The organism is Bacillus weihaiensis, assembly GCF_001889165.1.
Lineage (GTDB): Bacteria > Bacillota > Bacilli > Bacillales > Bacillaceae > Metabacillus > Metabacillus weihaiensis.
On record NZ_CP016020.1, the window covers coordinates 3,801,597 to 3,825,547 of the forward strand.

General features: G+C 39.4%; 20 protein-coding genes. 3 read left to right on the top strand and 17 right to left on the bottom strand.

Annotation, left to right across the window (positions count from 1 at the left end; translation table 11 throughout):
• Window positions 1-10: 10 nt before the first annotated feature.
• The 8 genes from gatA to A9C19_RS18340 form a co-directional block, all read right to left on the bottom strand.
• A complete protein-coding gene (gene gatA, locus A9C19_RS18310) occupies window positions 11-1,468 on the bottom strand; it encodes an Asp-tRNA(Asn)/Glu-tRNA(Gln) amidotransferase subunit GatA (RefSeq protein WP_072581268.1) in 1,458 nt (485 codons plus the stop codon).
• Between the two features lie 168 nt (window positions 1,469-1,636).
• Window positions 1,637-1,927 carry an Asp-tRNA(Asn)/Glu-tRNA(Gln) amidotransferase subunit GatC gene (gene gatC / locus A9C19_RS18315; protein ID WP_072581269.1) on the bottom strand — a complete coding sequence of 97 codons (291 nt, stop codon included), beginning with the start codon at window positions 1,925-1,927 and terminating at the stop codon, window positions 1,637-1,639.
• Window positions 1,928-2,370: 443 nt separating this feature from the next.
• Complete coding sequence (locus tag A9C19_RS18320) at window positions 2,371-3,204, bottom strand: sugar phosphate isomerase/epimerase family protein (RefSeq protein ID WP_072581270.1); 834 nt, start codon at window positions 3,202-3,204, stop codon at window positions 2,371-2,373.
• Window positions 3,201-4,184, bottom strand: a complete 984-nt coding sequence (locus tag A9C19_RS18325; protein WP_083584436.1) for a DUF6005 family protein — start codon at window positions 4,182-4,184, stop codon at window positions 3,201-3,203. Before A9C19_RS18325 ends, A9C19_RS18320 begins: the two co-directional genes overlap by 4 nt.
• Window positions 4,185-4,197: 13 nt before the next feature.
• Entirely contained in the window at window positions 4,198-4,452 is a 255-nt protein-coding gene (asbD, locus tag A9C19_RS21250) for a petrobactin biosynthesis protein AsbD (RefSeq protein WP_083584437.1), read from the bottom strand.
• The gene (locus tag A9C19_RS18330) at window positions 4,449-5,690 is read right to left on the bottom strand and encodes an AMP-binding protein (RefSeq protein WP_072581271.1); all 1,242 of its coding nucleotides are present in this window, start codon (window positions 5,688-5,690) and stop codon (window positions 4,449-4,451) included. The genes asbD and A9C19_RS18330 overlap by 4 nt, the downstream gene beginning before the upstream one ends.
• On the bottom strand, window positions 5,690-7,375 hold the full coding sequence (locus tag A9C19_RS18335) for an IucA/IucC family protein (protein WP_072581272.1): 1,686 nt from the start codon (window positions 7,373-7,375) through the stop codon (window positions 5,690-5,692). Before A9C19_RS18335 ends, A9C19_RS18330 begins: the two co-directional genes overlap by 1 nt.
• The gene (locus tag A9C19_RS18340) at window positions 7,347-9,161 is read right to left on the bottom strand and encodes an IucA/IucC family protein (RefSeq protein ID WP_072581273.1); all 1,815 of its coding nucleotides are present in this window, start codon (window positions 9,159-9,161) and stop codon (window positions 7,347-7,349) included. Before A9C19_RS18340 ends, A9C19_RS18335 begins: the two co-directional genes overlap by 29 nt.
• 329 nt (window positions 9,162-9,490) lie before the next feature.
• On the opposite strand from A9C19_RS18340, the gene A9C19_RS18345 reads away from it, so the two are divergent.
• Window positions 9,491-10,687 carry an MFS transporter gene (locus A9C19_RS18345; RefSeq protein ID WP_072581274.1) on the top strand — a complete coding sequence of 399 codons (1,197 nt, stop codon included), beginning with the start codon at window positions 9,491-9,493 and terminating at the stop codon, window positions 10,685-10,687.
• Window positions 10,688-10,973: 286 nt separating this feature from the next.
• Here the strand turns inward: A9C19_RS18345 and A9C19_RS18355 are convergent, their stop codons facing one another.
• Window positions 10,974-11,354, bottom strand: coding sequence for an Hsp20/alpha crystallin family protein (locus A9C19_RS18355; RefSeq protein WP_072581276.1), 381 nt, complete (start codon window positions 11,352-11,354; stop codon window positions 10,974-10,976).
• Between the two features lie 149 nt (window positions 11,355-11,503).
• Window positions 11,504-13,000: a sodium/proline symporter PutP gene (gene putP, locus A9C19_RS18360; protein WP_072581277.1), complete on the bottom strand. Its 1,497-nt coding sequence runs from the start codon at window positions 12,998-13,000 to the stop codon at window positions 11,504-11,506.
• Between the two features lie 675 nt (window positions 13,001-13,675).
• On the opposite strand from putP, the gene A9C19_RS18365 reads away from it, so the two are divergent.
• Window positions 13,676-14,104, top strand: a complete 429-nt coding sequence (locus tag A9C19_RS18365) for a hypothetical protein (RefSeq protein WP_072581278.1) — start codon at window positions 13,676-13,678, stop codon at window positions 14,102-14,104.
• A 157-nt stretch (window positions 14,105-14,261) separates the two neighbouring features.
• Here A9C19_RS18365 and pruA read toward each other — a convergent pair whose 3' ends face one another.
• The 6 genes from pruA to A9C19_RS21910 all read right to left on the bottom strand — a co-directional run bounded on the left by pruA (window position 14,262) and on the right by A9C19_RS21910 (window position 22,743).
• Window positions 14,262-15,809, bottom strand: a complete 1,548-nt coding sequence (gene pruA, locus A9C19_RS18370) for an L-glutamate gamma-semialdehyde dehydrogenase (RefSeq protein WP_072581279.1) — start codon at window positions 15,807-15,809, stop codon at window positions 14,262-14,264.
• A gap of 297 nt (window positions 15,810-16,106) precedes the next feature.
• A complete protein-coding gene (locus tag A9C19_RS18375) occupies window positions 16,107-17,300 on the bottom strand; it encodes a CamS family sex pheromone protein (protein ID WP_072581280.1) in 1,194 nt (397 codons plus the stop codon).
• 14 nt (window positions 17,301-17,314) lie between these two features.
• Window positions 17,315-19,321, bottom strand: a complete 2,007-nt coding sequence (gene ligA / locus A9C19_RS18380; protein WP_072581281.1) for an NAD-dependent DNA ligase LigA — start codon at window positions 19,319-19,321, stop codon at window positions 17,315-17,317.
• Between the two features lie 35 nt (window positions 19,322-19,356).
• Window positions 19,357-21,537, bottom strand: a complete 2,181-nt coding sequence (gene pcrA / locus A9C19_RS18385) for a DNA helicase PcrA (RefSeq protein ID WP_420835840.1) — start codon at window positions 21,535-21,537, stop codon at window positions 19,357-19,359.
• A 123-nt stretch (window positions 21,538-21,660) separates the two neighbouring features.
• Window positions 21,661-22,344 (bottom strand): heptaprenylglyceryl phosphate synthase, encoded by a 684-nt coding sequence (pcrB, locus tag A9C19_RS18390; RefSeq protein WP_072581283.1) that lies wholly within the window; start codon window positions 22,342-22,344, stop codon window positions 21,661-21,663.
• 243 nt (window positions 22,345-22,587) lie between these two features.
• The gene (locus A9C19_RS21910; protein WP_158515117.1) at window positions 22,588-22,743 is read right to left on the bottom strand and encodes a hypothetical protein; all 156 of its coding nucleotides are present in this window, start codon (window positions 22,741-22,743) and stop codon (window positions 22,588-22,590) included.
• A gap of 345 nt (window positions 22,744-23,088) precedes the next feature.
• On the opposite strand from A9C19_RS21910, the gene A9C19_RS18395 reads away from it, so the two are divergent.
• Complete coding sequence (locus tag A9C19_RS18395; RefSeq protein WP_072581284.1) at window positions 23,089-23,505, top strand: RDD family protein; 417 nt, start codon at window positions 23,089-23,091, stop codon at window positions 23,503-23,505.
• A gap of 126 nt (window positions 23,506-23,631) precedes the next feature.
• Here A9C19_RS18395 and A9C19_RS18400 read toward each other — a convergent pair whose 3' ends face one another.
• Window positions 23,632-23,949, bottom strand: coding sequence for a YerC/YecD family TrpR-related protein (locus A9C19_RS18400; protein WP_072581285.1), 318 nt, complete (start codon window positions 23,947-23,949; stop codon window positions 23,632-23,634).
• Between the last annotated feature and the right edge of the window lie 2 nt (window positions 23,950-23,951).

Below are 23,951 nucleotides of genomic sequence, written 5' to 3' on the forward strand. Positions count from 1 at the left end.
TTCTCACCCCTTACAGTTCAGGTTTTAGTTTATGATGTTCTGTTGCTTGCTCGAATGCATGCGCAACACGATAAATGGTGCTTTCATCGAAATGCTTTCCGATAATTTGTAAGCCTAGTGGTAGACCGTTTGATAAGCCACATGGAACAGAAATTCCTGGTACGCCCGCTAAGTTTACTGGAATGGTTAAAATATCATTTGCATACATAGTTAATGGATCCTTCACGTTTTCACCAATTTTAAATGCTGGTGTTGGAGTTGTTGGTCCAATGATTACATCGTATTTTTCAAAAACGTTATCAAAATCCTGCTTAATTAATGTACGAACCTTTTGAGCTTTTTTGTAATACGCATCATAATAGCCAGAGCTAAGGGCATACGTACCAAGCATAATACGACGTTTTACTTCGTTACCGAAGCCCTCTGCACGACTTTGCTTGTATAGCTCTAAAAGATTTTCTGCATTGTCTGAACGGTAGCCATAGCGTACACCATCAAAACGAGCCAAGTTCGCTGATGCTTCAGACGAAGAAATTAAATAATACGTAGCAAGAGCATATTTAGAGTGAGGGAGTGAAACCTCTTCCCATGTTGCTCCTAGTCCTTCTAATACCTTTAGTGAATCCAGAACAGATTGCTTAACCGCCTCATCTACACCTTCACCTAAATATTCTTTCGGAACAGCGATTTTCAGTCCTTTCACATCGCCAGTTAAAGAAGATAAAAAGTCTGGTACTTCCACGTTTGCAGAAGTGGAATCCATTTCATCCACACCAGTAATTGCTTGAAGTAAGTACGCGTTGTCCTCTACATTTCGAGTGATTGGTCCGATTTGGTCTAAAGAAGACGCAAAGGCAACAAGTCCGAAACGTGACACACGGCCATATGTAGGCTTTAATCCGACTACTCCACAATAGGCTGCAGGCTGACGAATTGAACCACCTGTATCAGAGCCTAAAGAGAAAAGAACCTCTCCAGCTGCTACTGCCGCTGCTGAACCACCACTTGATCCACCAGGAACAGTATCTAGGTTCCAAGGGTTTCTCGTTGGCTTGAATCCAGAGTTTTCAGTCGAAGATCCCATCGCAAACTCATCCATATTTAATTTACCAATTGTGACTGCCTCTGCAGTTTGCAGGTGCTTAACCACTGTCGCATCATAAACTGGGTCAAAGTTTTCTAGGATTTTACTCGCACATGTCGTACGGAGATTTTTCGTGACGATATTGTCCTTCACACCAATAGGCATACCAAAAAGCAAGCCAAATTCGTTACGTTGATCTAACGCCTCATCCAATTCTTTAGCATATGTACGTGCGTCTTCTTCATTTAATGTTAAAAATGCTCCAACCTTGTCGTCAACCTCTTGAATTCTTTTGTAAGACGTATCGACTAAATCAGAAACCGTAATTTCTTTTTTATGTAAAAGTTCTTTTAATTCTGATATTTTACGATCAAAAAGCTCCACGCTTGTCCCTCCTTTATTCTAGGCTCTTTTCTTCATTTTGGTGCTTAAATTCCTGATTAACAAGTAAGAAAAGAGAGATTCTCTCTATACAGAAAGAAAAAACCTTGTTTCAGGGGAAAATCCGGCACTTGGAAGTTTACCGAAAGCAACACTCGCTAAAAACCAGCCTTATTCTAAAATCGATGGTACACGGAAGTATCCATCCTCTTGATCTGGTGCGTTCTTTAAAACTTCTTCATTGTCTAATCCTTTTTTCGGTTCATCCTCACGCATGATGTTTTTCATTTCAAGTACATGAGTTGTTGGTTTCACATTTTCCGTATCTACTTCATTTAGTTGCTCAGCAAAAGAAATAATCGAATCTAACTGCTTTGAGAAAAGCTCCGCTTCCTCTTCTGTAATCGCTAATCGAGCTAAGTTTGCTACGTGTTTTACTTGATCTGTTGAAATTCTTGACATATCCATTCACCTCCAAAAAATCGTACAATCACAATACTCTGATGATACCAAAAGACCGTATAGATAATCAACAATTCGGTAAAGGGTTTCGTACAGGAATCAAGGATAAAAAGGCGCGAGGCTGGTACTTTTCGAGAATGCCATTTTATGAGTACGCTATCAAAATGGGGCTAGCAGCTTACATCGGTGATCTTTCTCCTTATTAGGTACTGCTGTATCTGGTGTGACTTGACCTTTTATTTTCGAATTTGCATGGTTTATTTTCGCTTTCTCGTACTTTATTCACGGTTTTGGTCTATTTATCAACGCTTTTCCATCTTTTATTTTCGAAATTGAGAGATTTATTAAGAAAGCGACAAATTCCGACACACGCCCAACACCCGCAAACAGCCACATACACCACACCCCGCCACTTCTCGTGACGGGGCATATCCACAATATAGTTACACTTTTTCCTTTTGCAGCATATCTGCAAGCCTTCTCATTTCGGTAGCATCTTCCTTCAATATCTGCTTCACATCGCGACCGAACCATTCTAACGAAGCATGGATTTCCATAGAAGACATCGCTTTAGTAAAGAATTCATGATAGTCGACTGCTCCCTCAAATAAGGAAACCATTCCGTCACGAGAGCCTGCCGCAGCGTACACATTTTCTGGAGCAAATACGTGTAGATGCGAGCTTGATTGAATGTTTTTCAAATGAAAATGAGAGACATATGGGCGAAGCAGCTCTAGAGCATCAAGAGGATGTACACCTGATTCCCACACATGGAGCACATCAAAATTAATTCGTAGCGCAGGATGATTCACTTCTTTTATTAATTGTAATGTAGAGGTGAGACTGTCTGCTAATGTATGTGGATGTGTCTCAACAAGCACAACCTGACCATCTGCATACAATATGTCACAAATCGTGCGCAAACGAGTCACAAGATAGCCTCTTTCTTTTTCTGTCGTTTCTGCGCTGCCTTTTTTTCCGACAAATGTTCGAATCTTTGTCGTTCCCCAATGCTTAGCCAAGTCGGAAAGCTTTTTCGTCTCGTTAATCATCTCTTCTTCAGTGGCTTCTAAAGGAAGATAATCGCTAATCATGCTCGTTTCTAGGCCATAGCTTCTAAGCCATTCCTTTCCGTATTCAGGAGTTTCTGCAAGATTCTTCGCATGAATTCCCCACAGTTCAATTCCTTGAAAATCGTGAAGTCGCGCCCAATGAGCAATTTGATCAAGAGATAAGAGGTGATGTCTAAAGGATATCGTACAAAGAGAGAGCTTCAATTATAGGTCACCTGCTTTCTGTGGTTTTGCTGATGAACTACCCACATGTCAAAGCATTCCTGCAAGCCTTGTTTAATGGTAAATTCCAATTCATTCTGTTCGTCTAGCTTCGTGAATACAGGCTCTGCTAAAGCTAAATCCTTTGTTACCGCAAGCTTCATCGCTCGATATTGAATCGTGGTATATCCTTTTACAAGCTTTTCAATTTCATCACACCAAGACTCAAACCAATCCTCTTCAAGTCCAAGAATTTCCCAAAAATAAGCAAAGGCATGCTCATACGCATATTTCCGTATCGCTAATACAGGAATCTGCTTTAATGCTGTTCCTAGATTCGAAAGCTGTTCCTTTTGCTCACCAGTTGTATAGGCTTTTACAATGTCATAAATCGCATCTGTCATTGGATTTTCATCATGCTTTAAACAGGTACGAAAATAGGCTTCAATTGTTTCATCGCTTGGAGGACGGATATTTTCTGCTTGGAAAACATAGCCTCCTTCAACAGATGGCTCTTGTAGGGCACTAAGGATGCGATCTTTCGGTAGCCTCCCTTCCCATCTAAAATCAGGATCATACATAAACCACTCATGTTCGTTGTCCGTTTTCTCTACCATTACATAATGTGGAAATGGCTTTTGGTTGAACTTATTTTCTCGCTCTGGAAGCATAGAAAGATCTAGCATAACCATGATATACTGATGCTCTGATTGCTCGTTTAGCATCTCAAGTAACGTGGTTATATTTTCCTGCTTTGTTTTCTTCTCGTCATACCATTTCGTGAGCGTTATTCCATACAGCATTTCGTACCACTTTTTAAAAAAGTCATGGTCTATTCGATCTGAATGATAGGTTAAGGTTTGATCCTCAAGAACATCAAAATCAGCATCCCAGACGCCAAAATAGTAGGGTCTATGATCTACTCCACTTGTTTTCTTAATCACTTCACACACACAGCTTACAAAGCAATGAACCTTTATCATATGTATCCTCCTACTACTGTTGATTCTTTAAGAACTCTGCTACATGTCCTACGGTTTGAAAATCCTTTGGTGAAAGCTTTTCATCCGGCAATTTAATCCCAAGGTCTAGTTCTATAAATAAAATAAGTTCAAGAATCATGACGGAATCCATGTAAAGATCTTCATTTAACCGGGCATTCTCATGAAAGGATTCAATCGTAGGAAGGTTTAGCTTATTTTTTAATAAATCGTATATCGCTTCAATAAATTCTTCTTTCGTTCTCGTCATACTGCTGTCATCTCCGCTAGCTTTTTTCGACTAATTTTTCCGTTTGGAAGCTTTTCAATTTCTGTAACCTGCTTGATCTCCATTGGGATTTGGTGTGGAGCGAGGAACCGACTACACCAGTCTCTTACTTCCTTCTCATCCATTAATTCATTGGAGGTAAATTGAGCACAAACTCGTTCCCCTGCTAGGTCGTTTGTTTTTTTATACACAACCGCCTCTATTATTCTAGGCTCATTCATTAAGACATTCTCTACCTCTTGAGGGTACACATTTAGTCCCGCTACATTGATGGTGTCATCTATTCTCGATACAAACGTAAGAACCCCAGCTTGAAGATAACCAAGATCCTTTGTAGAGATTGTTTTTTGATAGGTATGAATCAGAATTTCCGTAGGAGACTCCTTTTCACCAGCCTCTATTTTCACATGTGGGAGAGCATATCCCATGTCAGATGCATGCTGTAGATCAGGATGAACCGCAACACAGCCGGCTTCCGAGCACCCATATTGCTGGAACACCTTCTTTGAGACGTTTTGTAATTGTTTTAGCCAGGTCGAAGGAATAACAGTCCCTGACGTCATCACATAGTGAAAAAGCCTTTCTCCTCTCATGAATCGACTTAACATGTAGAGAAGTGTTGGTGCCGCATAAAAGAGGTGATATGGCTGCTCCTTCACTTTTTTGATAAGATAAGCTGGGTTCATATTCGTAATCACGACTGGCTCTGCCCCTCTTTTCAAACACGCAAGTACACCACTGATAAGCCCATACGAATGAGTAACTGGGCAGGCAACAATAGAGGTGGTTGTATGATCGAGCGGTAAAACAGAGAGATAGCTTGTAAGCTCTTCTTCAATCGACTTCCACGTTCGTTCAATACATTTCGGAGCTCCGGTTGTTCCTGAGCTCATTTGGATAAGTGCCCCCTCCCCGTCTCGTCGATTGCTTCCTAATTGAATACTAGAATGAGAGTGTAAGTCTCCGTAAAACAGGACGTCACAGGATGATGCTTTAGCCAATTGAATGGCACCATCTTTTGGTGTAGAAGGATGGATTGGAAAAACAGTCCCTCCCTTATGACGGATATATAAACAAAGAGTAATCCACTCGAACATGTCTTTTATACAGACGGCAAGTCTTATATTCTGACAATCTCTAATCTCTGGTGTTTCATTAAACACTTCATATTGTTTTTCCACATCGTGTAGTGTGTAATAGTGATCATCTACGTAAAACATTAGACCTGCTCCTTCTTTAACAAAGTATTTTTTACTAGGTGATGAAACTCACCTTCACTCTTTTTCTGAAGCTTCCTTTTCAACAGCGCCTCGACAGAAATAAATTCCTGTTGAAATCCCACTTGATTGTACCGATCCTGTAATTCCGGGTACGAACGTAAGTAGTTACCCATCGCTAAACCAACCTGCTGGTAAAACGTTTCTTCTTTATACGCATATTGCTGCTCGAGTAAGAAAGAGACCTCACTTATGTTAAAGACAAATAACGTATCCATCACAAGCTCTCTTAATGCTTCAACAGAGGACATCCAGTAGGAGACATCATCGGGCTTGTCTTTGTAATAAGGATGAATGCTTTCAAACGTTGGTATAAGCTCCTTATTTACAACAAATTCTTCAACATATTCCAAGCTATCATGGAAATCCCGTAGTGCTATTTTCGTTGGCCATCCATTTTCATGTAGTAAAATCATATTTTGCGCATGAGCTTCTACAGCAACTCCGTGACCTATCAAAAGATGCAGAATGGGGATAACACTAACCTCAATGAATTGTTTTACCCAACGTTCTATTCCGTAGCTTTTGATCATCTCGTCCATAAACGGTTTTCCATCTTTTTCACTCATCATAAATGCGTTAAATGGAATAGCCTCTTCATGATCGTTCTTATAAAGATGAATACTCTCTCTCCAAATAACTCCTAGCTGACCTTCTAGTGCAGGCTCACTTTCTTCAAGCCCTATCCCTGCATACTCCTTTAAAATGATGAGGGAATTCTTTAAATATGTATCTGACTGAACAATTTTCCCAATCCATTCTGATAGATAGGGAGCTGAACAAATCGCATGAGTTGGAATCATTCTTAATGAAGAGGTATTAACCATATTCATCGGTACCTTCACATGTGCCTTTTCAGGATGAGACGCATTCCATAGCGTACGTACCGATTGCGTTGCTCTGTAATCATCACCTTTTATCTTGAAAGGATAGAGATCTCCTTTTTCCACAAGCCTTTGCAAGGGAGCTTTAAGTGAATTCCACTGCCACGGATGAACGGGTAAAAAAGTATACGACCGAAAATCCTTCCCTACCATCTCCAGCTGTTGTACAAGATACTCCCACATTAAGTGACCAAGCTCTCTTCTCCAAAACTGTTCTTCGTCTTCATGAATCGACATTTTCACTCTATCTCTTCTTACAGCCGTCCAAATAAGCGGAAACGATTGTTTTGCTTCAGGTCCATAACGGAAATGGTCTTCACTTGAAAACCCTGTACGTGATTTAAAGCAGGGATGATAGGGATGCCCTTCTATAAGCTCAGATTCCAATTCTTCATAGCTTACATGTCTCCTTGAACGTGAATGTATGAGGTATTCCTCATTCCACTCACAAAGCTTCGTTGTCTGAGCTAATTCATGTATAACGGTCTGTTTTACATCCTCACATGTGCAAACTTCGTCTAAAAGCTCTTCGATCGTGGCCTCTATACTTTCCTCTTCTATCCGGACCCGATCAAATGCTGTTCTTTTTCCTTTGCACGTATAAGTATGGTTTTTTCCGATTAAGCGAAAAAATCCATTCCCTTCTTCAAATGGAATGAGCCGTTCAAAGATCATCGCTTCGACCAACTGACGCTTCACTCGTTGTTGGGACTTCCTAAGAGATATAAGAGATAACTTTTGCACGTTCTTCCTCCTTCGAAATCATCGTAAAGGGATTATCTATTTTCGTATAAATCGCTTGCTCTAGCTCTGCTGTTAACTCATCCACATCGTGGAGACGCGTGAGTAAATTTGCTTTATAGGAAAGCTTCGGTTTATGTAAAATCGAATGAACAAACTCTTTTCCACAACCTGATAACTCTTTTTCTACTTGTTGTAACCTTTCCTTCGACCAAGTAAGTAGAACATCTTCCTCTATAAGAGAATCCGCCCCAAATCGATAAATAACAGAGAAAAGTTGATTCATAAACAAGTAATACGTAAACCTTTCTTGGATGATCTCATCCTCATAAAAAAGCTCAGGTGTTTCAAGCAAGGAGGGCTCTAGCAACCTAAGCTCCTTTTCAAGAGATTTTGATAAATAATAGCCTTGATTATCACGATAATAGTACGATTTCGGGTACCCTTCTGAAAGGTCTAACACACTATTTTGCTGATGCGCTTCTAGGGCAATCCCATGCTCATCATACAAGCGAATAAGTGGTTCTATTGCACAATTCCAATACTTTTCAAACCAATCCAGGCTAACCTCTTCACATGGTCGATTTTCTAAAAAAGCTAATTTCGTTATAAGATTGGCTAATGTTGAGCTGTGATGTGGTAGAGGGTCCTGTACAATCGCAGCAATGGAACTGATTCCTTGATCCTTTCCAGTAGGAAATTGATTTTCACGTAAAATGACTTCAAAGCCTGATTCCCTTTGATTTGGGAAGCTAACCGTCATATAGGCGGGATCTTCTAGAACATTGAAGCTTGGATACCTTTCTAGGAATCTACTTTTTCTCACTAGTTTTGCCATCACCATACCCGCTTTTAGCTCATGTAACTGATTGACTCTAAGTGAATTGGTTACCTTTACGGGAATCGAAAACTTATACATGAAGTCTTCGCTGGCATTATAGACCGTCCTTAGTGAGGAGGTAGCCGTATAATTCGCTCCCATTGGACCAAGGTCTTTTATCGTCTCCTCCCTCAGCGCTTCCTTTACATACTCTTGTTGTAGGAGCCACTGTGCTTGAAGAGGATGCATTGGAAGAAGAACCATGTCCTCTGGTATGTGTAATGTATGTAACGATTTTCTCACTAGCTCACTTGCCCGATGATCCAGCAGTGAATCTTCTTTTATAAGAGAATGATGAATCCCGAAATAATGTAGTTGAAAGCTTCCTTTCAGTTCCGGTGCATAGCTCTGATGCTGCCACCCCGCCATCCCCTGCCTACTCTTTGGCGTCGGATGAAACCAATGACCAAAAAGGAGAGATTGCTCGGTTTCAATAAATGTACTGCTTTCTGAATATAGGTGAGTTGAATCACCAAGTCTTCCTTCAATATACGTTGCCATCGTTTGATAACTGGCTATCACTCTTAACATCAGCTCATCAAAATGAGAGGTGAACTCTCGATTTCTACCTACGGACGCTAAGAGGTGTACTTCTTGAATCATTGTAATCATTACGGTTAATCGATTTTCCGCTATCCATTGGTTTTTTCGAACACAATATTTTAAGGCGCCACCGATGATATGCCTTCCCGCCCTTGACCGATACTTGATTTCCAAAGCATATGTTACACCTTGCTGCTCAAGCTCGACCTCCAACATGTGCGTACCTGATAGAGTCGTAGTTGCCTTTCTCTTTGCTACCCATTCCTCTAACTCCATCCAAAAACCAGTACTCACTTCCCGAACATAGCTGTTCACAAAGGCCTGAAATGTTGCATTTTCAGCAATATCCTTAGCTGAATTATTCATATTTCCACCCTTCCCAGAGTCTTTAGACCTATATGTTGATAACCATTCTCAATGACAAGTATTGAAAAAGTCTTCCTCTTTCAGAAAGACTTTCTAAGAGATCTCACCTTATTGATAATGAATATCATTATCATAATACCAGTTAATACGATTATTGAACATGGACATTTTTTACTATTTTCAGAAAAAGGGACTTTCTTCGTATCTTTTGAAAATGACGTGAGATGAAGTTGAATGCTCTTCAACATGTAGGCGATTTCTGATATGATAATTAATTGATAATCATTTTCAATAGAAGAACGTTTCATATAAGATTGTGAGGTTACTAGATGAAGCTCAACAAGAATATTTGGATTTTATTAATCGGTGAATTTATAGCTGGCTTTGGATTATGGCTTGGTATCATTGGAGATCTTGAATTTATGCAGGATAAAATTCCTTCTGATTTCTTAAAATCTCTCATTTTAGTTGCCGGAATTTTTGCAGGGATACTATGCGGACCACTTGCAGGTAAGCTAACAGATCAATATTCTAAAAAAACCATTCTCCTTTATTCGGGAGCTGCGAGACTTATTAGTGTCAGCTTTATGTTTCTTGCGATCTATACAGGCTCGGTATGGTGGATGGTCGTCTTTCTTATCTCGATTAATATGACGGCTGCCTTTTATTTCCCAGCACTACAAGCAGCCATTCCTCTCGTTGTAGATAAAAAAGACCTATTACAGCTGAACGGATTACATACAAATATATCGACGCTTTCTCGTATACTTGGTACCGCTGCAGCAGGCTTTTTTTTAACAATCATGTCACTAACAACCCTTTATGTGTTAGCCTTTAGTGCCTATTTCATCCTATTTGTACTCACATGGTTCTTACAAATGGATGAATCAAAGGCTCTAACAGAATGTCTGGATGAAGGGGCACCTTCTAAGCAAAGCTTTTACGAAGTCTTTCCAGTTATTAAACAGCAGCCACTTGTTCTTATGACACTTGTCTTATCACTTGTGCCCATTTTATTTATTGGCGGATTTAATCTCGTTATCATTGCATTAAGTGAAATTCAACAAAATCCTTCTTTAAAAGGTTGGCTATATGTAGCTGAAGGGATTTCCTTTATGCTAGGTGCATATTTTGTTAAGAAACTTCCAACGAAGTCACCTTATACAGTTTTACTAGCATTCTCATTATTAATTGGGCTCTCTCAGCTCATTCTTTATTTTACTACTATCCCGTTCATTTCCATTGTGGCCTTTATTGTATTTGGTTTCTCTGTCGGAAGCTTTTTCCCTACAGCAGCAACAATTTTTCAGACACAGGTTCCTAGTGAGTACCATGGTCGATTTTTCTCCTTTAGAGGGATGTTTGATGATTTCATCTATCAACTCATTTTATTAGCTACCGGCTTTTTATTAGATACAGTTGGTTTTCATCACATGACGGTTCTCTTTGGAGCCTTGTCACTTCTCACAACATTTAGTTTATTAATGACGTTTAGGAGAACAGGAAAAGAATCCGTGTCGGCTTAAAGAAAGAGGTTTTTTTAAATATAGAGGCCGATGATCTTCGTCGTAGAAGGAGACGATCATCGGCGGGCCGGGAAGGACCACGGCCAAGGGCCAAAGATGGGTCGGACCCATCCTTGGCCCAGGACGTGGAGTATTTTCGGTTTTGAGCTGTTTATTTTCGGTTTTGGCTCATTTATTTTCGCTTTTAGCCAATTTATTTTCGCTTTTCCACAATTTATTTTCGGAAATGGAGCATTTATTCACTTTTCGACAATAAACGACTAATCCCTTCCCCTCCACACGACCTCTATTCTATCTCAATTCTCCGTGGCTTCTTCTTTTCCAGCTGAATTTCAAGTAAACCATGTCGGTACACTGCCTTCATATTACGCTTTACTACGTAGTCAGGGAGACTAATGGTGCGTGTTCCACTTATGTGACGAGGACTTCCCTCACGATTCTCTTTCACTTCAATTACAACAGTATCACCGCTCATTTCTACATGAATCTGCTCCTTCGCCACTCCTGGTAGCGCCGCAGTAATCGTGAAATGCTCCTTTGTTTCATTGATATCTGTTGAAAAGCTCGCATATGATTGCTTTCGAAAGGCACCATCTATTGTATCTAGCAGTGTTTTATTCGGTCGTTTTTGGAAAAATTCATTCATTAGCTTCATAGGATCTGGCATTCTACACCCTCCTCCGTTCCATTCTTACGATATCTTATGATAAAAATGGGATTTTGCCTCTAAAACAACCTTTTTTCCCCTAATAGAATGAACGCAGTCATCTTATCCAAAAAAAAGGTTTGGCTCCAAAGGAACCAAACCTCGTTACTTTATGCTTTAGCTTGCTCGAATTCTTCTTCGATCTCTTTTGAAGGAGCTTCTGTAACTAAGCTCACAACCATTACGGCAATCCATGCGAAGATAAATCCTGGTACGATTTCGTAAAGGCTGAACGGAATGACAGCTTCCGTAATCACCTCACCTGCCTCATTTAACTCAGGTGTTGATAATATCTTCCATATTACTACTGTAGCTGCTCCTACGATCATTCCTGCCAGAGCTCCCCAACGATTCATACGTTTCCAGAAAAGGGAGAGAATGATTACAGGACCAAATGCAGCGCCGAATCCTGCCCACGCATAACTTACTAAATCTAATACAGAGCTATCTGGATTTGAAGCTAGTAAAATCGCAATTAAGGCAATGACCGCAACAGAGATACGACCAACCCATACTAGTTCTTTTTCAGAAGCATCTTTTCTTAAAATAGCTTTGTAGAAATCCTCTGCTACAGCACTTGAAGAAACAAGTAACTGAGAATCAATTGTACTCATAATCGCAGCTAAAATCGCAGCTAGTAGAATACCGGATACCCAAGGATCAAATAAAACCTGTGTAAAGAGAATAAATACTTGCTCACCATCACTGATTGGATTATCTGCAAAATACGCGATACCTGCAAAACCTGTGAAAATAGCACCGAATAAAGCAAATACCATCCAGATTGTACCAATCATACGAGCCTTTGGAACATCATTCTTAGAACGAAGTGCCATAAAACGAGTTAGAATATGAGGCTGACCGAAATATCCTAATCCCCATGCTAATAGTGAAATAATCGCTAACGCGGACATTCCTGAGAAAGCATCAAGATAAATAGGGTCAATTTGCCCAACTTGATTAACTGTTTCTCCCCAGCCACCAATTTTATTGACCGCTACGATTGGAACAATAATAAGCGCTAAGAACATCAGAATCCCTTGAATAAAGTCAGTCCAACTAACCGCAAGGAAACCCCCAAGGAACGTATAGGAAATAATGACAATTGCACCAATCCAAAGAGCTTGAGTGTAAGATAGTCCGAATGAAGCTTCAAATAATTTCGCTCCACCAACCATTCCTGATGACGTATAGAACGTAAAGAATAATAGAATAACTAAAGCTGAAATAACACGTAGTAGCTTAGATCCATCTTTGAATCGATTTTCAAAGAAATCTGGAATAGTAATAGAATCATTCGCTACTTCTGTATAGCTACGTAAACGCTTCGCAACAAATTGCCAGTTTAAGTAAGCACCTACTGCCAAACCGACTGCTATCCAGATTTGGTTCATACCACCAGAGGCATATACAGCACCCGGCAAACCTAATAATAGCCAACTACTCATATCCGATGCACCGGCACTAAGTGCGGCAACACCAGGACCTAACCTTCTTCCACCTAGAACATAGTCTGAAAGATTACTAGTCATACGGTATGCAGCAATTCCGATCCCCAACATACCTATTAAATAAATAATAAATGTTACTAAAACACCTGTTTCCACTAATTAGTCACTCCTCTCGGTAAAATTTGTTATGATTGAGATTACTACTAATGCTAACATTGGGACAAATAACCAAAACCAAGTTGCACCTGTTAAAGCGTAATCCATTGACATGTCACCTCCTAAAATAGCTATCAACAAATCCTTATGCAAGCTTATGCAAATTCATGATGATTGATATGAAATAGATTAATAGGTCACAACGGCATAGGACGTTAATAATCGTAACACAATATGACAAAACGAACAAATAACCTCATTCACAATTTCTCCACAAATGAATAAATATACAGTAAAACGAATTATTTAGGCATTATATCCTATAATTGGTTATATCTATTCATAAAAATTAATAAAATTAACTTCCTATTTTTCGTCGATTTATGTATTTTTTGTGTTGACTACGACTATTTTCCCCTTTAAAATAATATCCTGTTTTTCTTAAGCTTAATCTTTTTTTCGTCTAAATTGTTGCTTTTGAATGTTACATGTACAACTATGTTTTTTTGAACAGATCGAGTACCTCTTTTTTTGATTTCTATCAGTAATAAAAACTCTCCTATAGGCACGCCAACTTCCTCTCACACTCACGCTATCTATCGTTCCATTTATAGAAAAAAATGTCTATTTATGATAAAATTCAAAGAAATATGGTTTTTGTCAGGAGAGAGTAACGTGAAAAAATTTCTATTTATCTTGGGTGGTTTATTTATCCTACTTGGTACAGGTGGCTTAATCAATTTTATTTCGATGACACTTAAAGCCATTCAAGAAGAGCAAGAAATGTATGGTGGCTCGGTTTATTTTATGGTCATCCAATCGGTGGGTACAGCTAGTCCTTATCTCCTCCTTTTAATTGGCGGTGGCATTATCATTTCCATTGCGGCGTTTTTAACGGAATACAAAAAAAGAAGTGACCTTACCTCCAAGCTGATTGATGTGTTGGCTCAGCAGCAAATTCAATCCCATCAAGTGAACTCTCGTAATGAATCAGCTATTTCGAAAGAACCTACGATAAATTCGCCTACAGATGAATTCAGTGAATATGAAGATTTCCCTCAATCTGAGAAAAACACGGAAGAACGCATCTATTGGAAGGGCTAATGTTCTTATTAAGCAAAGTGTGAACTCCTTACTTATCAAAAATCGGTAATCAGGATTCTTTAAAAAGGAAAGGGACACATTTAGTTGATTTTAAATGCCTTACAAAAAGAAGCTTAGGCACTCACGTTGCTCTAAGCTTCTTCCTTTTTCATATTTTTCATAGCATCTCAGATGTCGTTTTTGCTTGCATGTGAAGCAACAAGTAGTCAGGTCCACCTGCCTTGGAATCTGTTCCTGACATATTAAATCCGCCAAACGGCTGATAGCCTACAATAGCTCCTGTACAGCCTCTGTTAAAATAAAGATTTCCAACATGAAAATCCTCGCGCGCTTTTTCAATATGATCTCGATTATTAGTTATAACCGCTCCCGTTAGACCGTAATCTGTGTGATTTGCAATCTCTAATGCATGATCAAAATCCTTCGCTTTGCAAAAAGCCACCACAGGACCAAAGATCTCTTCCTTCATTAATCTTGCCTCTTCATCTACATCGGCAAATATGGTTGGTGAAATAAAAAAGCCCTTTGTATCATTTCCTATTCCTCCAGCAACTAGCTTTCCTTCTGAGCTACCAATTTCGATATAACTCATGATTTTGTCATAGGCAGCTTGATCAATGACAGGCCCCATATATACCGAAGGACTTAAGGTTTCCCCAACAGATAGATTATTCGTGAGCTCAATCGCTCTTTCTAGTACTTGATCGTACACATCCTCTACTATAACCGCTCGTGAGCAGGCTGAACATTTTTGTCCTGAAAAGCCAAATGCTGATGCGACAATAGATTGAGCCGCCAATTCTACATCAGCTGAAGAATCCACGACAATGGTATCTTTTCCTCCCATTTCGGCAATCACACGCTTAAGCCAAATTTGCCCTTCCTGTACCTTAGCAGCACGCTCATAAATCCGAACGCCTACATCCCTTGAGCCCGTGAAGCTAACAAATCGTGTCCGAGGATGATCGACGAGATAATCGCCAACCTCCGCTCCACTTCCAGGTACATAATTTACTACTCCCTTTGGTAAACCAGCTTCCTCTAATACTTCTATAAACTTTGCTGCTACGACAGGTGTTGTGCTTGCGGGTTTTAATAGAACCGTATTACCCGATACAACTGCTGCCGATGTCATGCCAGCCATAATTGCAAAGGCAAAATTCCATGGTGAAATAATAATCCCAATTCCTAGTGGTATGTAGGTGAACCGATTATATTCAATCGGACGACTTTCCACCTTAAAACCATCCTTTATTGAAAGCATTTGTCGCCCATAGTACTCCATGAAATCAATCGCTTCCGCTGTATCTGCATCCGCTTCATTCCATGGTTTTCCTGCTTCCTTTACAAGTAACGCAGAAAATTCATGCTTTCTTCGGCGAACAATGGCCGCCGCTCGGAATAAGATGTCTGCCCTCATTTCCGGCTTAGATTTCCTCCATGTCTTAAACGTCTCATCGGCCACTTGCATAGCCTTTTCTGCATGCTCTTTCGTTGCTTTTGATACTGTTCCAATGATCTCTGCTTTATTAGCAGGATTTACAGAAACAAGTTGATCCTCCGTTTTTATCCGTTCCCCGTTAATCACGAGATCATAATGCTCGCCTAAATAAGTCCCAACCTCAAGTAGACCTTTTTCAAATGCCAACCTATTCTCTTCTACAGTAAAATCGGTAAAGGGTTCATGTTTGTAAGGTACGACCATTTCACTCGCCTCCATCAAAGTAATAAAAACATTAGACACAGTGCTTCTGGCGTATACAGTAGTATGAAGGATAGTTCTTAAAATGGAATAAAGCACTTACAAGGGGTTACGTCTTAGAGTGACTCTGTTAACTACCTCTTTTCACCTCAAAATGAACAAAAAAGAACGATTCGCGTATAAATAAATCGTTCTTGCTTCATTCGTATGCATAGCTTTCGAAAGAAATGATGAAAGTTCGAGAAATACAAGCTAGAAAGGAAAATAGCGCCCTCATCGGAAGGCGCTATTTTTGAACCGTTACTTGTATATATGGACAGTTGGCTCCTCTTGGTCTGACTCTTTAAGAATGAGGGCTTCTTGACCTGTTGTTGACATAATATTCACTTCGAGTGAGATATAATCTGGGAAATAATCCATAACCTTCCCGGTCACAAATTGAGTAAAACCAACAACCTCTGCCTTTCCATAAAATTGCATAGGGATTTCAATATCTAAATAGCTCATTTCACCATTACGATAAAAGGCTTTTCCAATTACACCTGTGTAATTAGGGAAAAACTCTTCAATATCGTCCTTGAAACGACTAAACATTTGCGCATCATCACGATGCGCACTAGTTGCATCTGCAGAAGGGAAGAAATAATACTTTTCATCTATTTCTGTCCATTTCCCAACTTCTCTACTTCCTTCTTTTACGACTGTTTTTGCCACAAAGCTTCCTGGCACAATGGATTTACTCTCTTCTTGCTCATAAATACCAATCACAATCGGAACATCCTCTAAGCCTTGAATACTTCTTGCTCTGTTAACAACTTCTTGTGCTATTTCTTTTCCTTTTGCCAATAACTCGTCACGATCAATTTTGTATTCACGGGCATAGCCATTCTCTTGCTTGTAATAGTGAACAGAATTCATTGCTAATCCAAGAACAATACCGCCTAATTCACCTGTATCCTCTTTTTGAATCAGGTAATTATGCTCAAGCATATGAGCAAGGTAGATTGGGTTTTCTTCGTTAATCTCCTCAAGTCCCGCTTCCTCTGTTGGCTCTGGTAACGCAGGATTCAATCCTAGCTCGACATATTCCTTCTTTTCTTTTTTGGCTTTTTCTTTTGCCGCCTCAAGATCTTTACCCGTTAGCTTTCTGCTTAACCAGCTTTTAATGACATCACTTTTAATATACTGACCTTCTTGGTAAAGGTATTTATCCGTTGAAAACGTATCTTGAGCAAGCCTCATTAAGCCTGTTTCAAATTCATCAATATCAAGTCTTGTGTTTAACTGCTTCGTCACTAACCCTCTTGCTTCCCCTGGTTGAAATGGTAGAATCATCTTATAGTACGAATCTGAGATATTGTACTTTGGGATAATCGCCTTTTCTGTCGTGTCATCCTCTGTTTCCTTTACGATTTCTTCCTGCTCTCCGAAATTAGGTGCACATGCTGTTAGAAGTAGAAAGCTCGCTAGCACCAGATAATATATTTTTCTCAAGTGATTTCACACCTTTATTTTTTCATTTCTTCTATCAGTCTTGCCTCGTCCCAAACTTCTATCTGCAATTCCTCAGCTTTTTTCAGCTTACTTCCTGCTGCTTCCCCAGCAACAACAAGATCTGTGCTTTTGCTTACACTACCGGTTACTTTACCACCTAAGGCTTCAATTCCTTCTTTTGCTTCATTACGCGACATTTGTTCTAGTTTCCCAGTTAAAACAACTGTTTTTCCTGCTAGATAAGAGTCACTATCCTCTACTTTCACTAGCTTTGGTCCCTTGTAGCTAGTGTTCACACCTAAGGATTGAAGCTCTTGAATAAGGTGTTGAACGTCAGGGTTTTGGAAATAGGTATGAATGGCATCAGCCATTTTATCACCTATTTCGTTAATGGCGATTAATTGCTCAACTGTCGCTTCTTGTAGCTGTTCAATGGTCTCGAAGTTTTGTGCTAGCGTTTTGGCCGCCTTAGCCCCAACATGACGAATTCCTAATCCGAACAGCAATCTTTCTAACGAATTATCCTTCGATTGCTCAATAGCCTTTAGTAAGTTGTCCGTTGACTTTTCACCCATACGTTCCAGCTGTAACAGCTGATCTCGTGTAAGACGATATAAGTCCGCTACATCTTTAATTAATCCTGCCTGGAAAAGCTGGATCACAACACGTTCACCTAGACCATCAATGTTCATCGCATTTCTTGACACAAAATGGATGAGACCTTCTGTTATTTGAGCTGGACATTGTGGATTAATACAACGAAGGGCGACCTCCCCTTCAATACGCACGAGCTCACTTTCACAGGCTGGGCAATGTGTAGGCATGGTGAAGGTTTTTTCCTCACCTGTTCTCTGCTCAGTTAGGACGTTAACGACCTCAGGAATAATATCTCCCGCTTTTTTCACTACAACGGTATCCCCGATTTTGATGTCTTTTTCTCGAATTAAATCTTCGTTATGTAGGGAAGCTCGTTGTACAGTCGTGCCCGCAACACGTACAGGCTCTAGAATAGCCGTCGGGGTAATGACTCCCGTTCTCCCAACACTTAATTCAATATCTAACAGCTTTGTCATCACTTCTTCAGCGGGAAATTTGTAGGCAATCGCCCAGCGAGGACTTTTGGCTGTAAACCCTAGCTCCTCCTGCTGTGCTAGTGAATCTACTTTAATGACGATGCCATCTATATCATACGAAAGATTCGCTCTTTTTTCGGAAATTCCTTCGATAACAGAGAGTACTTCCTCTATTGTTTCACATTTTTTTCTTTCTGCATTTGTTTTGAAGCCTTCTTTTTCAAGATAATCGAGGGCTTCACTATGTCTTTCGATACCCGTTCCACCTAAATCGGCTATGCTATAAAGAAAAATATCAAGATTTCTTTTCGCTGCAATCTTTGGATCTAGCTGTCTAATCGATCCCGCTGCCGCATTTCGTGGATTTGCAAAAGGCTCCTCTTCTGCTTGCAGACGAAGCTCATTAAGTGTTTCAAACGATTTTTTCGGCATGAACACTTCACCACGTACTTCTAATGTCACAGCATTCTTCAGTCGCAATGGAATTGAACGAATGGTTTTTACGTTTTCCGTAATGTCCTCTCCCGTTGTCCCGTCACCTCTAGTGGCAGCTTGAACAAATAATCCATTCTCATAGCGCAAGGACACTGCTAGTCCATCGATCTTAAGTTCAACGACATACTGCACATCATCTCCTACAGCCTGTCTCACACGACGGTCAAAATCACGTAAATCTTGTTCATTAAACGCATTTCCAAGACTTAGCATCGGGGTATTATGGACTACCTTTTGAAAGGCATCAAGGATGGATCCCCCTACTCGCTGCGTAGGAGAATCCGGTGTTTTTAATTCGGTAAATTCTGCTTCTATTGTTAGTAATTCATGTAATCGTTGATCATACTCAGAGTCTGGAACACTCGGTTTATCTAATACATGATATTCATAATTATAGGTATTTAAGAGCTCGTGTAGCTCTTGAACTCTTTTTTCTGCTGATTGTTTATCCATAGAAGATGTCCAATCCTTTCTACATCTAGGTACCGTTATAAACGATTGATTGGGGCAAATTTGGCAAGTAGGCGTTTAATTCCAACTGGGCTCGGGAAGGCAATATCTAATTCCTTTCCTTCTCCTGTTCCTTTTACACTTACAACCGTTCCTATTCCCCATTTTTTATGCTCTGCTTTGTCTCCAACAGCCCAGCCAATATCATCTCCACCTGTTGCAGTTGCAATAGGTCTAGAAACGGGTGGACGCTTCTCCACACGTCGTTGTGCGCTAAAAGGAGAGGCAGATGATTGCTTTGTTTTAATCTGTTCATTTAAATTCTCAATAAGCTCGCTTGGAATTTCCGAGATAAAACGAGATTCTGGATTCATGTTTGTTTTACCAAAAAGCGTACGCATTTGAGCATTCGTTAAGAAAAGCTCCTGTTCAGCACGCGTAATTCCTACGTAGGCTAAACGACGTTCCTCCTCCATCTCATCCTCTTCCATTAACGATCGACTATGTGGGAATACCCCTTCCTCCAAACCGATTAAGAAGACGACTGGGAATTCTAGTCCTTTAGCAGAGTGTAGGGTCATGAGAACGACAGCTTCTTTTTGGTCTTGATCCTCTTCATCTAGCTTGTCAATATCAGCGACTAACGCTAAGTCTGTTAAAAACGCAACTAAGCTTTTATCTTCATTTTGCTTTTCAAACGATTGTGTAACAGATAAGAACTCATCAATATTTTCAAGTCGACTTTGCGCTTCAATTGTTTTTTCAATCTTAAGCATTTCCTTATAGCCAGATTTCTCGATAATTTCTTCTGCTAGCTCAGTCACTGATAAATAATCCTGCATGTTCCCTAAGTTTCGAATTAACTCTCTGAACTCTATTAATGCATTCACAACACGTGCGCTAACGCCAATTTGCTCAATCTCTTCTAATGCTTTGAAAATAGAGATATCATGTGCAATCGCATAGTTCGCGATTTTATCAAATGACGTTGATCCTACACCGCGCTTTGGTACGTTAATGATTCTAGCTAAGCTAATATCATCATCAGGGTTTGCCATCACACGTAAATATGCAAGTAAGTCTTTAATCTCTTTACGATCGTAGAACTTAATCCCACCAACGATGGTGTAATTCAAATTCGATTTAAGCAATACTTCCTCAATGATACGTGATTGTGCATTCGTACGATATAGAATCGCTATCTCAGAAAGCTTTCGCTGCCCAGAGTCTACAAGCTGTTTGATTTTCCCTGCAACAAACTGTCCTTCTGCAGATTCACTATCCGCACGGTAATACGTTATTTTAGATCCCTGCTGATTGTCTGTCCATAATTTCTTCGGTTTACGATTTGAGTTATGTTGAATAACCTCATTCGCTGCTTCAAGAATCAATTTCGTTGAGCGATAGTTTTGCTCTAGTAAAATCGTTTGAGCTTGTGGATAATCCTTTTCAAATGAAAGGATATTCGCAATATCCGCTCCACGCCAGCGATAGATAGACTGATCTGAATCCCCTACGACACATAGATTTTGAAAACGAGATGCTAATAGTTTTACTAGCATATATTGTGCTCTATTTGTATCCTGATACTCATCAACATGGATATATTGGAATTTACGCTGATATGTTGCAAGAACCTCTGGCACACGTTGAAACAATTGAATGGTCGACATAATTAAGTCGTCAAAGTCTAGTGATTGGTTTTTTCGAAGCTTCTTTTGATAGTCTTTATAAACATCACTCACCATTTGTTCATAATGACTGGCAGCTGTTTTCTCATATTCTTCAGGAGTAATGAGTTCATTTTTCGCACTACTAATAGAACCTAGAAGGCTTCTTGGTTCGTATTTTTTCGGATCCAAGTTTTTCTCTTTTAAGACTGTTTTTATAACCGACAATTGATCTGTCGTATCAAGTATCGAAAAGTTACGATTTATTCCCATTCTGTCACTATCACGTCGTAAAATACGGACGCACATGGAGTGGAAGGTCGAGATCCAGATATCATCTGCACCAGGCCCTAAAATCGCATGTATTCTGTCTTTCATCTCTCGTGCTGCTTTATTTGTAAACGTGATCGCTAATATGTTCCAAGGAGCAACTTGTTTTTCCGCCATTAAATAGGCGATACGATGTGTTAATACTCTCGTCTTACCACTACCTGCTCCTGCCATTAAAAGCAAGGGACCATCTGTTGTTTTTACTGCTTTTTGTTGCATATCATTCAATCCTTGTAACAATTGATCTGATAAAAATTGCAACGACTCCACCACCTATCCAAACATATGTTCTTATTTACTATTTTATCGTTCTTTCATTCTCTATTCAATCGGTAAATCCAATTACTTTACCGCATCTACTGTTTTTAAAGCAGCTTTTAAATCAGTATAAAGACTATTTCCAACAACTACTACATCTGCGAATTCGGCGAATTGCTTTGCTTCTTCTGCAGAGCTAATTCCTCCGCCATAAAATAGCTTTGTTTCATTTAGCACACTTTTTGTTTCCTTTACAACTTCAATATCGCCTAACTTCCCACTGTATTCAAGATAGAAAATCGGTAAATGAAACATATTTTCCGCGACACGCGCATAGGCCTTCACGTCTTCAATAGAAAGCTCTGTATTCGCGCCTGTTAATGCTGCAGCCTTACAATCAGGATTCAATATGCAGTATCCTTCAACAAGGATCTCCTCCCAATTCATTATCTCTCCGTATTCCTTAACCGCTTCATGCTGCAAATCAATTAACCACTTCGTTCCTTTGCTATTCATCACTGAGGGAATAAAATACAAATCAAAGCCGGGTACAATGGACTCTGCAGATGAAACCTCTAGCACACAAGGAATCAGATAACGTCTCACACGTGCCATTAAGTTCAGCACATTATCCTCAGTTACATTGTCACTTCCACCAATTAGAATGGCATCTGTACCTGATTCACATACTTTCTCTAAGTCTTCATCACTAATATCTTTATCTGGATCGAGCTTAAACACATGCTTCCACTCGTTAATATCGTACATAGCTGGACTCCTCCAATTCAAAAACATCCATTTCATCATTATAACAAATTACAGACAAGCACAAAAAGGTAAAAAGAAGGTAATAGAGGAAAGAGGTATGATTATTAATGGTTTTTTTCATAGGGTAAGTAGTGGCGATATAGGTTTAGTTCTATATAGGTAAAAAGAAGCATGCTTAAACGGGCAGGAATGAAAGTCCCCCCCTTATTGCCTTACCTATAAACCAATTACATTGTATTACAGTTAGTTAAAGGTTCTTCTATCTACTTCTTCTACAAGAAGATACAGGAGGTTCATAAGCTTATGCGAATGTTCTTTCGCTGCATAATATCTTACTCTCTCTATCATCACCTGTAATTCGAAATCGGAAAAACACCTTATGAGGTCCTTTTCATCCATTATTCTCACCCCCTCACTTGGGGGAGACAACTAATATTACCATTAATAGAAATCATTGTATTTAAGGAAAAAGTCACCTTGTGCCGATTTCATGACAAGACCCAAAAATTTTCTATATGGTCTAGCTAAAAATATGGTAAAATAAGGGTGGTGTTATTCCACTGTTTCACGTTATATTTAGAGATTTTATTATGACTTTATTACTTTTACTAAAGAGTATTATTAGTCACATTAGGCCCTTGAGCTACGAAAAGGAATAAAGAGAGAAAGTTTTAGTTGATACATGTTTATTGATTTACTTTAAGCAGCTACTTAAAAAATTCATGCGAGGTATGGTGAAGAAAAATGTCTGAACTCTATAAGGCCGGCTTTTTTATACGAGTATTGGCCGCTATTTTAGATACATTGATAATCATGACCCCCATCGCAATGATTACGTACTTTATTACAGGAGACGTATCATTAAAATGGACACAGGGTGTATTCTTTACGATCGTTTATTTCATTTACCTTACTGTTTTACCGATCGTTTGGAAAGGATATGTCATTGGAAAACGGATTGTAAACATACCGATTGAAAAATTAAATGGGGATCATCTAAAAATGTCGGATATGATTCTTCGAGAAGTGGTGGGGAAATTTGTTTTAGGCTATGTCACTTTTGGTATCACAACCGTTGTAAGTGGTTTAATGGTGCTACTTAGAAAAGATAAAAGAGCTATTCACGATTTTATGGCAGGAACACAGGTTTCTTCTAAATAATTCTTAACTGCTCCTTTTTACTACAAGAAAAAGCACCCCAAAGGTATTTTCTCTACCTTTTGGAGTGCTAGATTCACAAGTCAGTTTACACTATTCGTTCCACCTGATAGCTTTATTCAGGGAATTTTATTCCTTACCTTCTGTTTCTTCTTTATCCCCATGAACGCGTTCAAGTGCCATCTGATAGGCATCATTTCCGTAATTTAAACAACGCTTCACACGAGAGATTGTTGCTGTGCTAGCGCCCGTTTCTGTTTCAATCTTATGATACGTAAAACCATCACGTAGCATTCTAGCAACCTCTAGTCTTTGAGCCAATGATTGAATTTCATTTACTGTACAAAGGTCATCGAAAAATCGATAACACTCTTCTAAGTCATTTAACGATAAAATGGATTGAAAAAGCTGATCAAGCTCTTTTCCACGTAGTTTTTCAATTTGCATAT

What these genes read in the sequence shown, in the direction of transcription:
- gatC (WP_072581269.1), bottom strand. Translation starts at nt 1,927, where the DNA reads ATGTCAAGAATTTCAACAGATCAAGTAAAACACGTAGCAAACTTAGCT.
- A9C19_RS18325 (WP_083584436.1), bottom strand. Translation starts at nt 4,184, where the DNA reads ATGATAAAGGTTCATTGCTTTGTAAGCTGTGTGTGTGAAGTGATTAAG.
- asbD (WP_083584437.1), bottom strand. Translation starts at nt 4,452, where the DNA reads ATGACGAGAACGAAAGAAGAATTTATTGAAGCGATATACGATTTATTA.
- A9C19_RS18330 (WP_072581271.1), bottom strand. Translation starts at nt 5,690, where the DNA reads ATGTTTTACGTAGATGATCACTATTACACACTACACGATGTGGAAAAA.
- A9C19_RS18340 (WP_072581273.1), bottom strand. Translation starts at nt 9,161, where the DNA reads ATGAATAATTCAGCTAAGGATATTGCTGAAAATGCAACATTTCAGGCC.
- A9C19_RS18345 (WP_072581274.1), top strand. Translation starts at nt 9,491, where the DNA reads ATGAAGCTCAACAAGAATATTTGGATTTTATTAATCGGTGAATTTATA.
- A9C19_RS18355 (WP_072581276.1), bottom strand. Translation starts at nt 11,354, where the DNA reads ATGCCAGATCCTATGAAGCTAATGAATGAATTTTTCCAAAAACGACCG.
- pruA (WP_072581279.1), bottom strand. Translation starts at nt 15,809, where the DNA reads ATGGTCGTACCTTACAAACATGAACCCTTTACCGATTTTACTGTAGAA.
- ligA (WP_072581281.1), bottom strand. Translation starts at nt 19,321, where the DNA reads ATGGATAAACAATCAGCAGAAAAAAGAGTTCAAGAGCTACACGAGCTC.
- pcrA (WP_420835840.1), bottom strand. Translation starts at nt 21,537, where the DNA reads ATGCAACAAAAAGCAGTAAAAACAACAGATGGTCCCTTGCTTTTAATG.
- pcrB (WP_072581283.1), bottom strand. Translation starts at nt 22,344, where the DNA reads ATGTACGATATTAACGAGTGGAAGCATGTGTTTAAGCTCGATCCAGAT.
- A9C19_RS21910 (WP_158515117.1), bottom strand. Translation starts at nt 22,743, where the DNA reads ATGGATGAAAAGGACCTCATAAGGTGTTTTTCCGATTTCGAATTACAG.
- A9C19_RS18395 (WP_072581284.1), top strand. Translation starts at nt 23,089, where the DNA reads ATGTCTGAACTCTATAAGGCCGGCTTTTTTATACGAGTATTGGCCGCT.
- A9C19_RS18400 (WP_072581285.1), bottom strand. Translation starts at nt 23,949, where the DNA reads ATGCAAATTGAAAAACTACGTGGAAAAGAGCTTGATCAGCTTTTTCAA.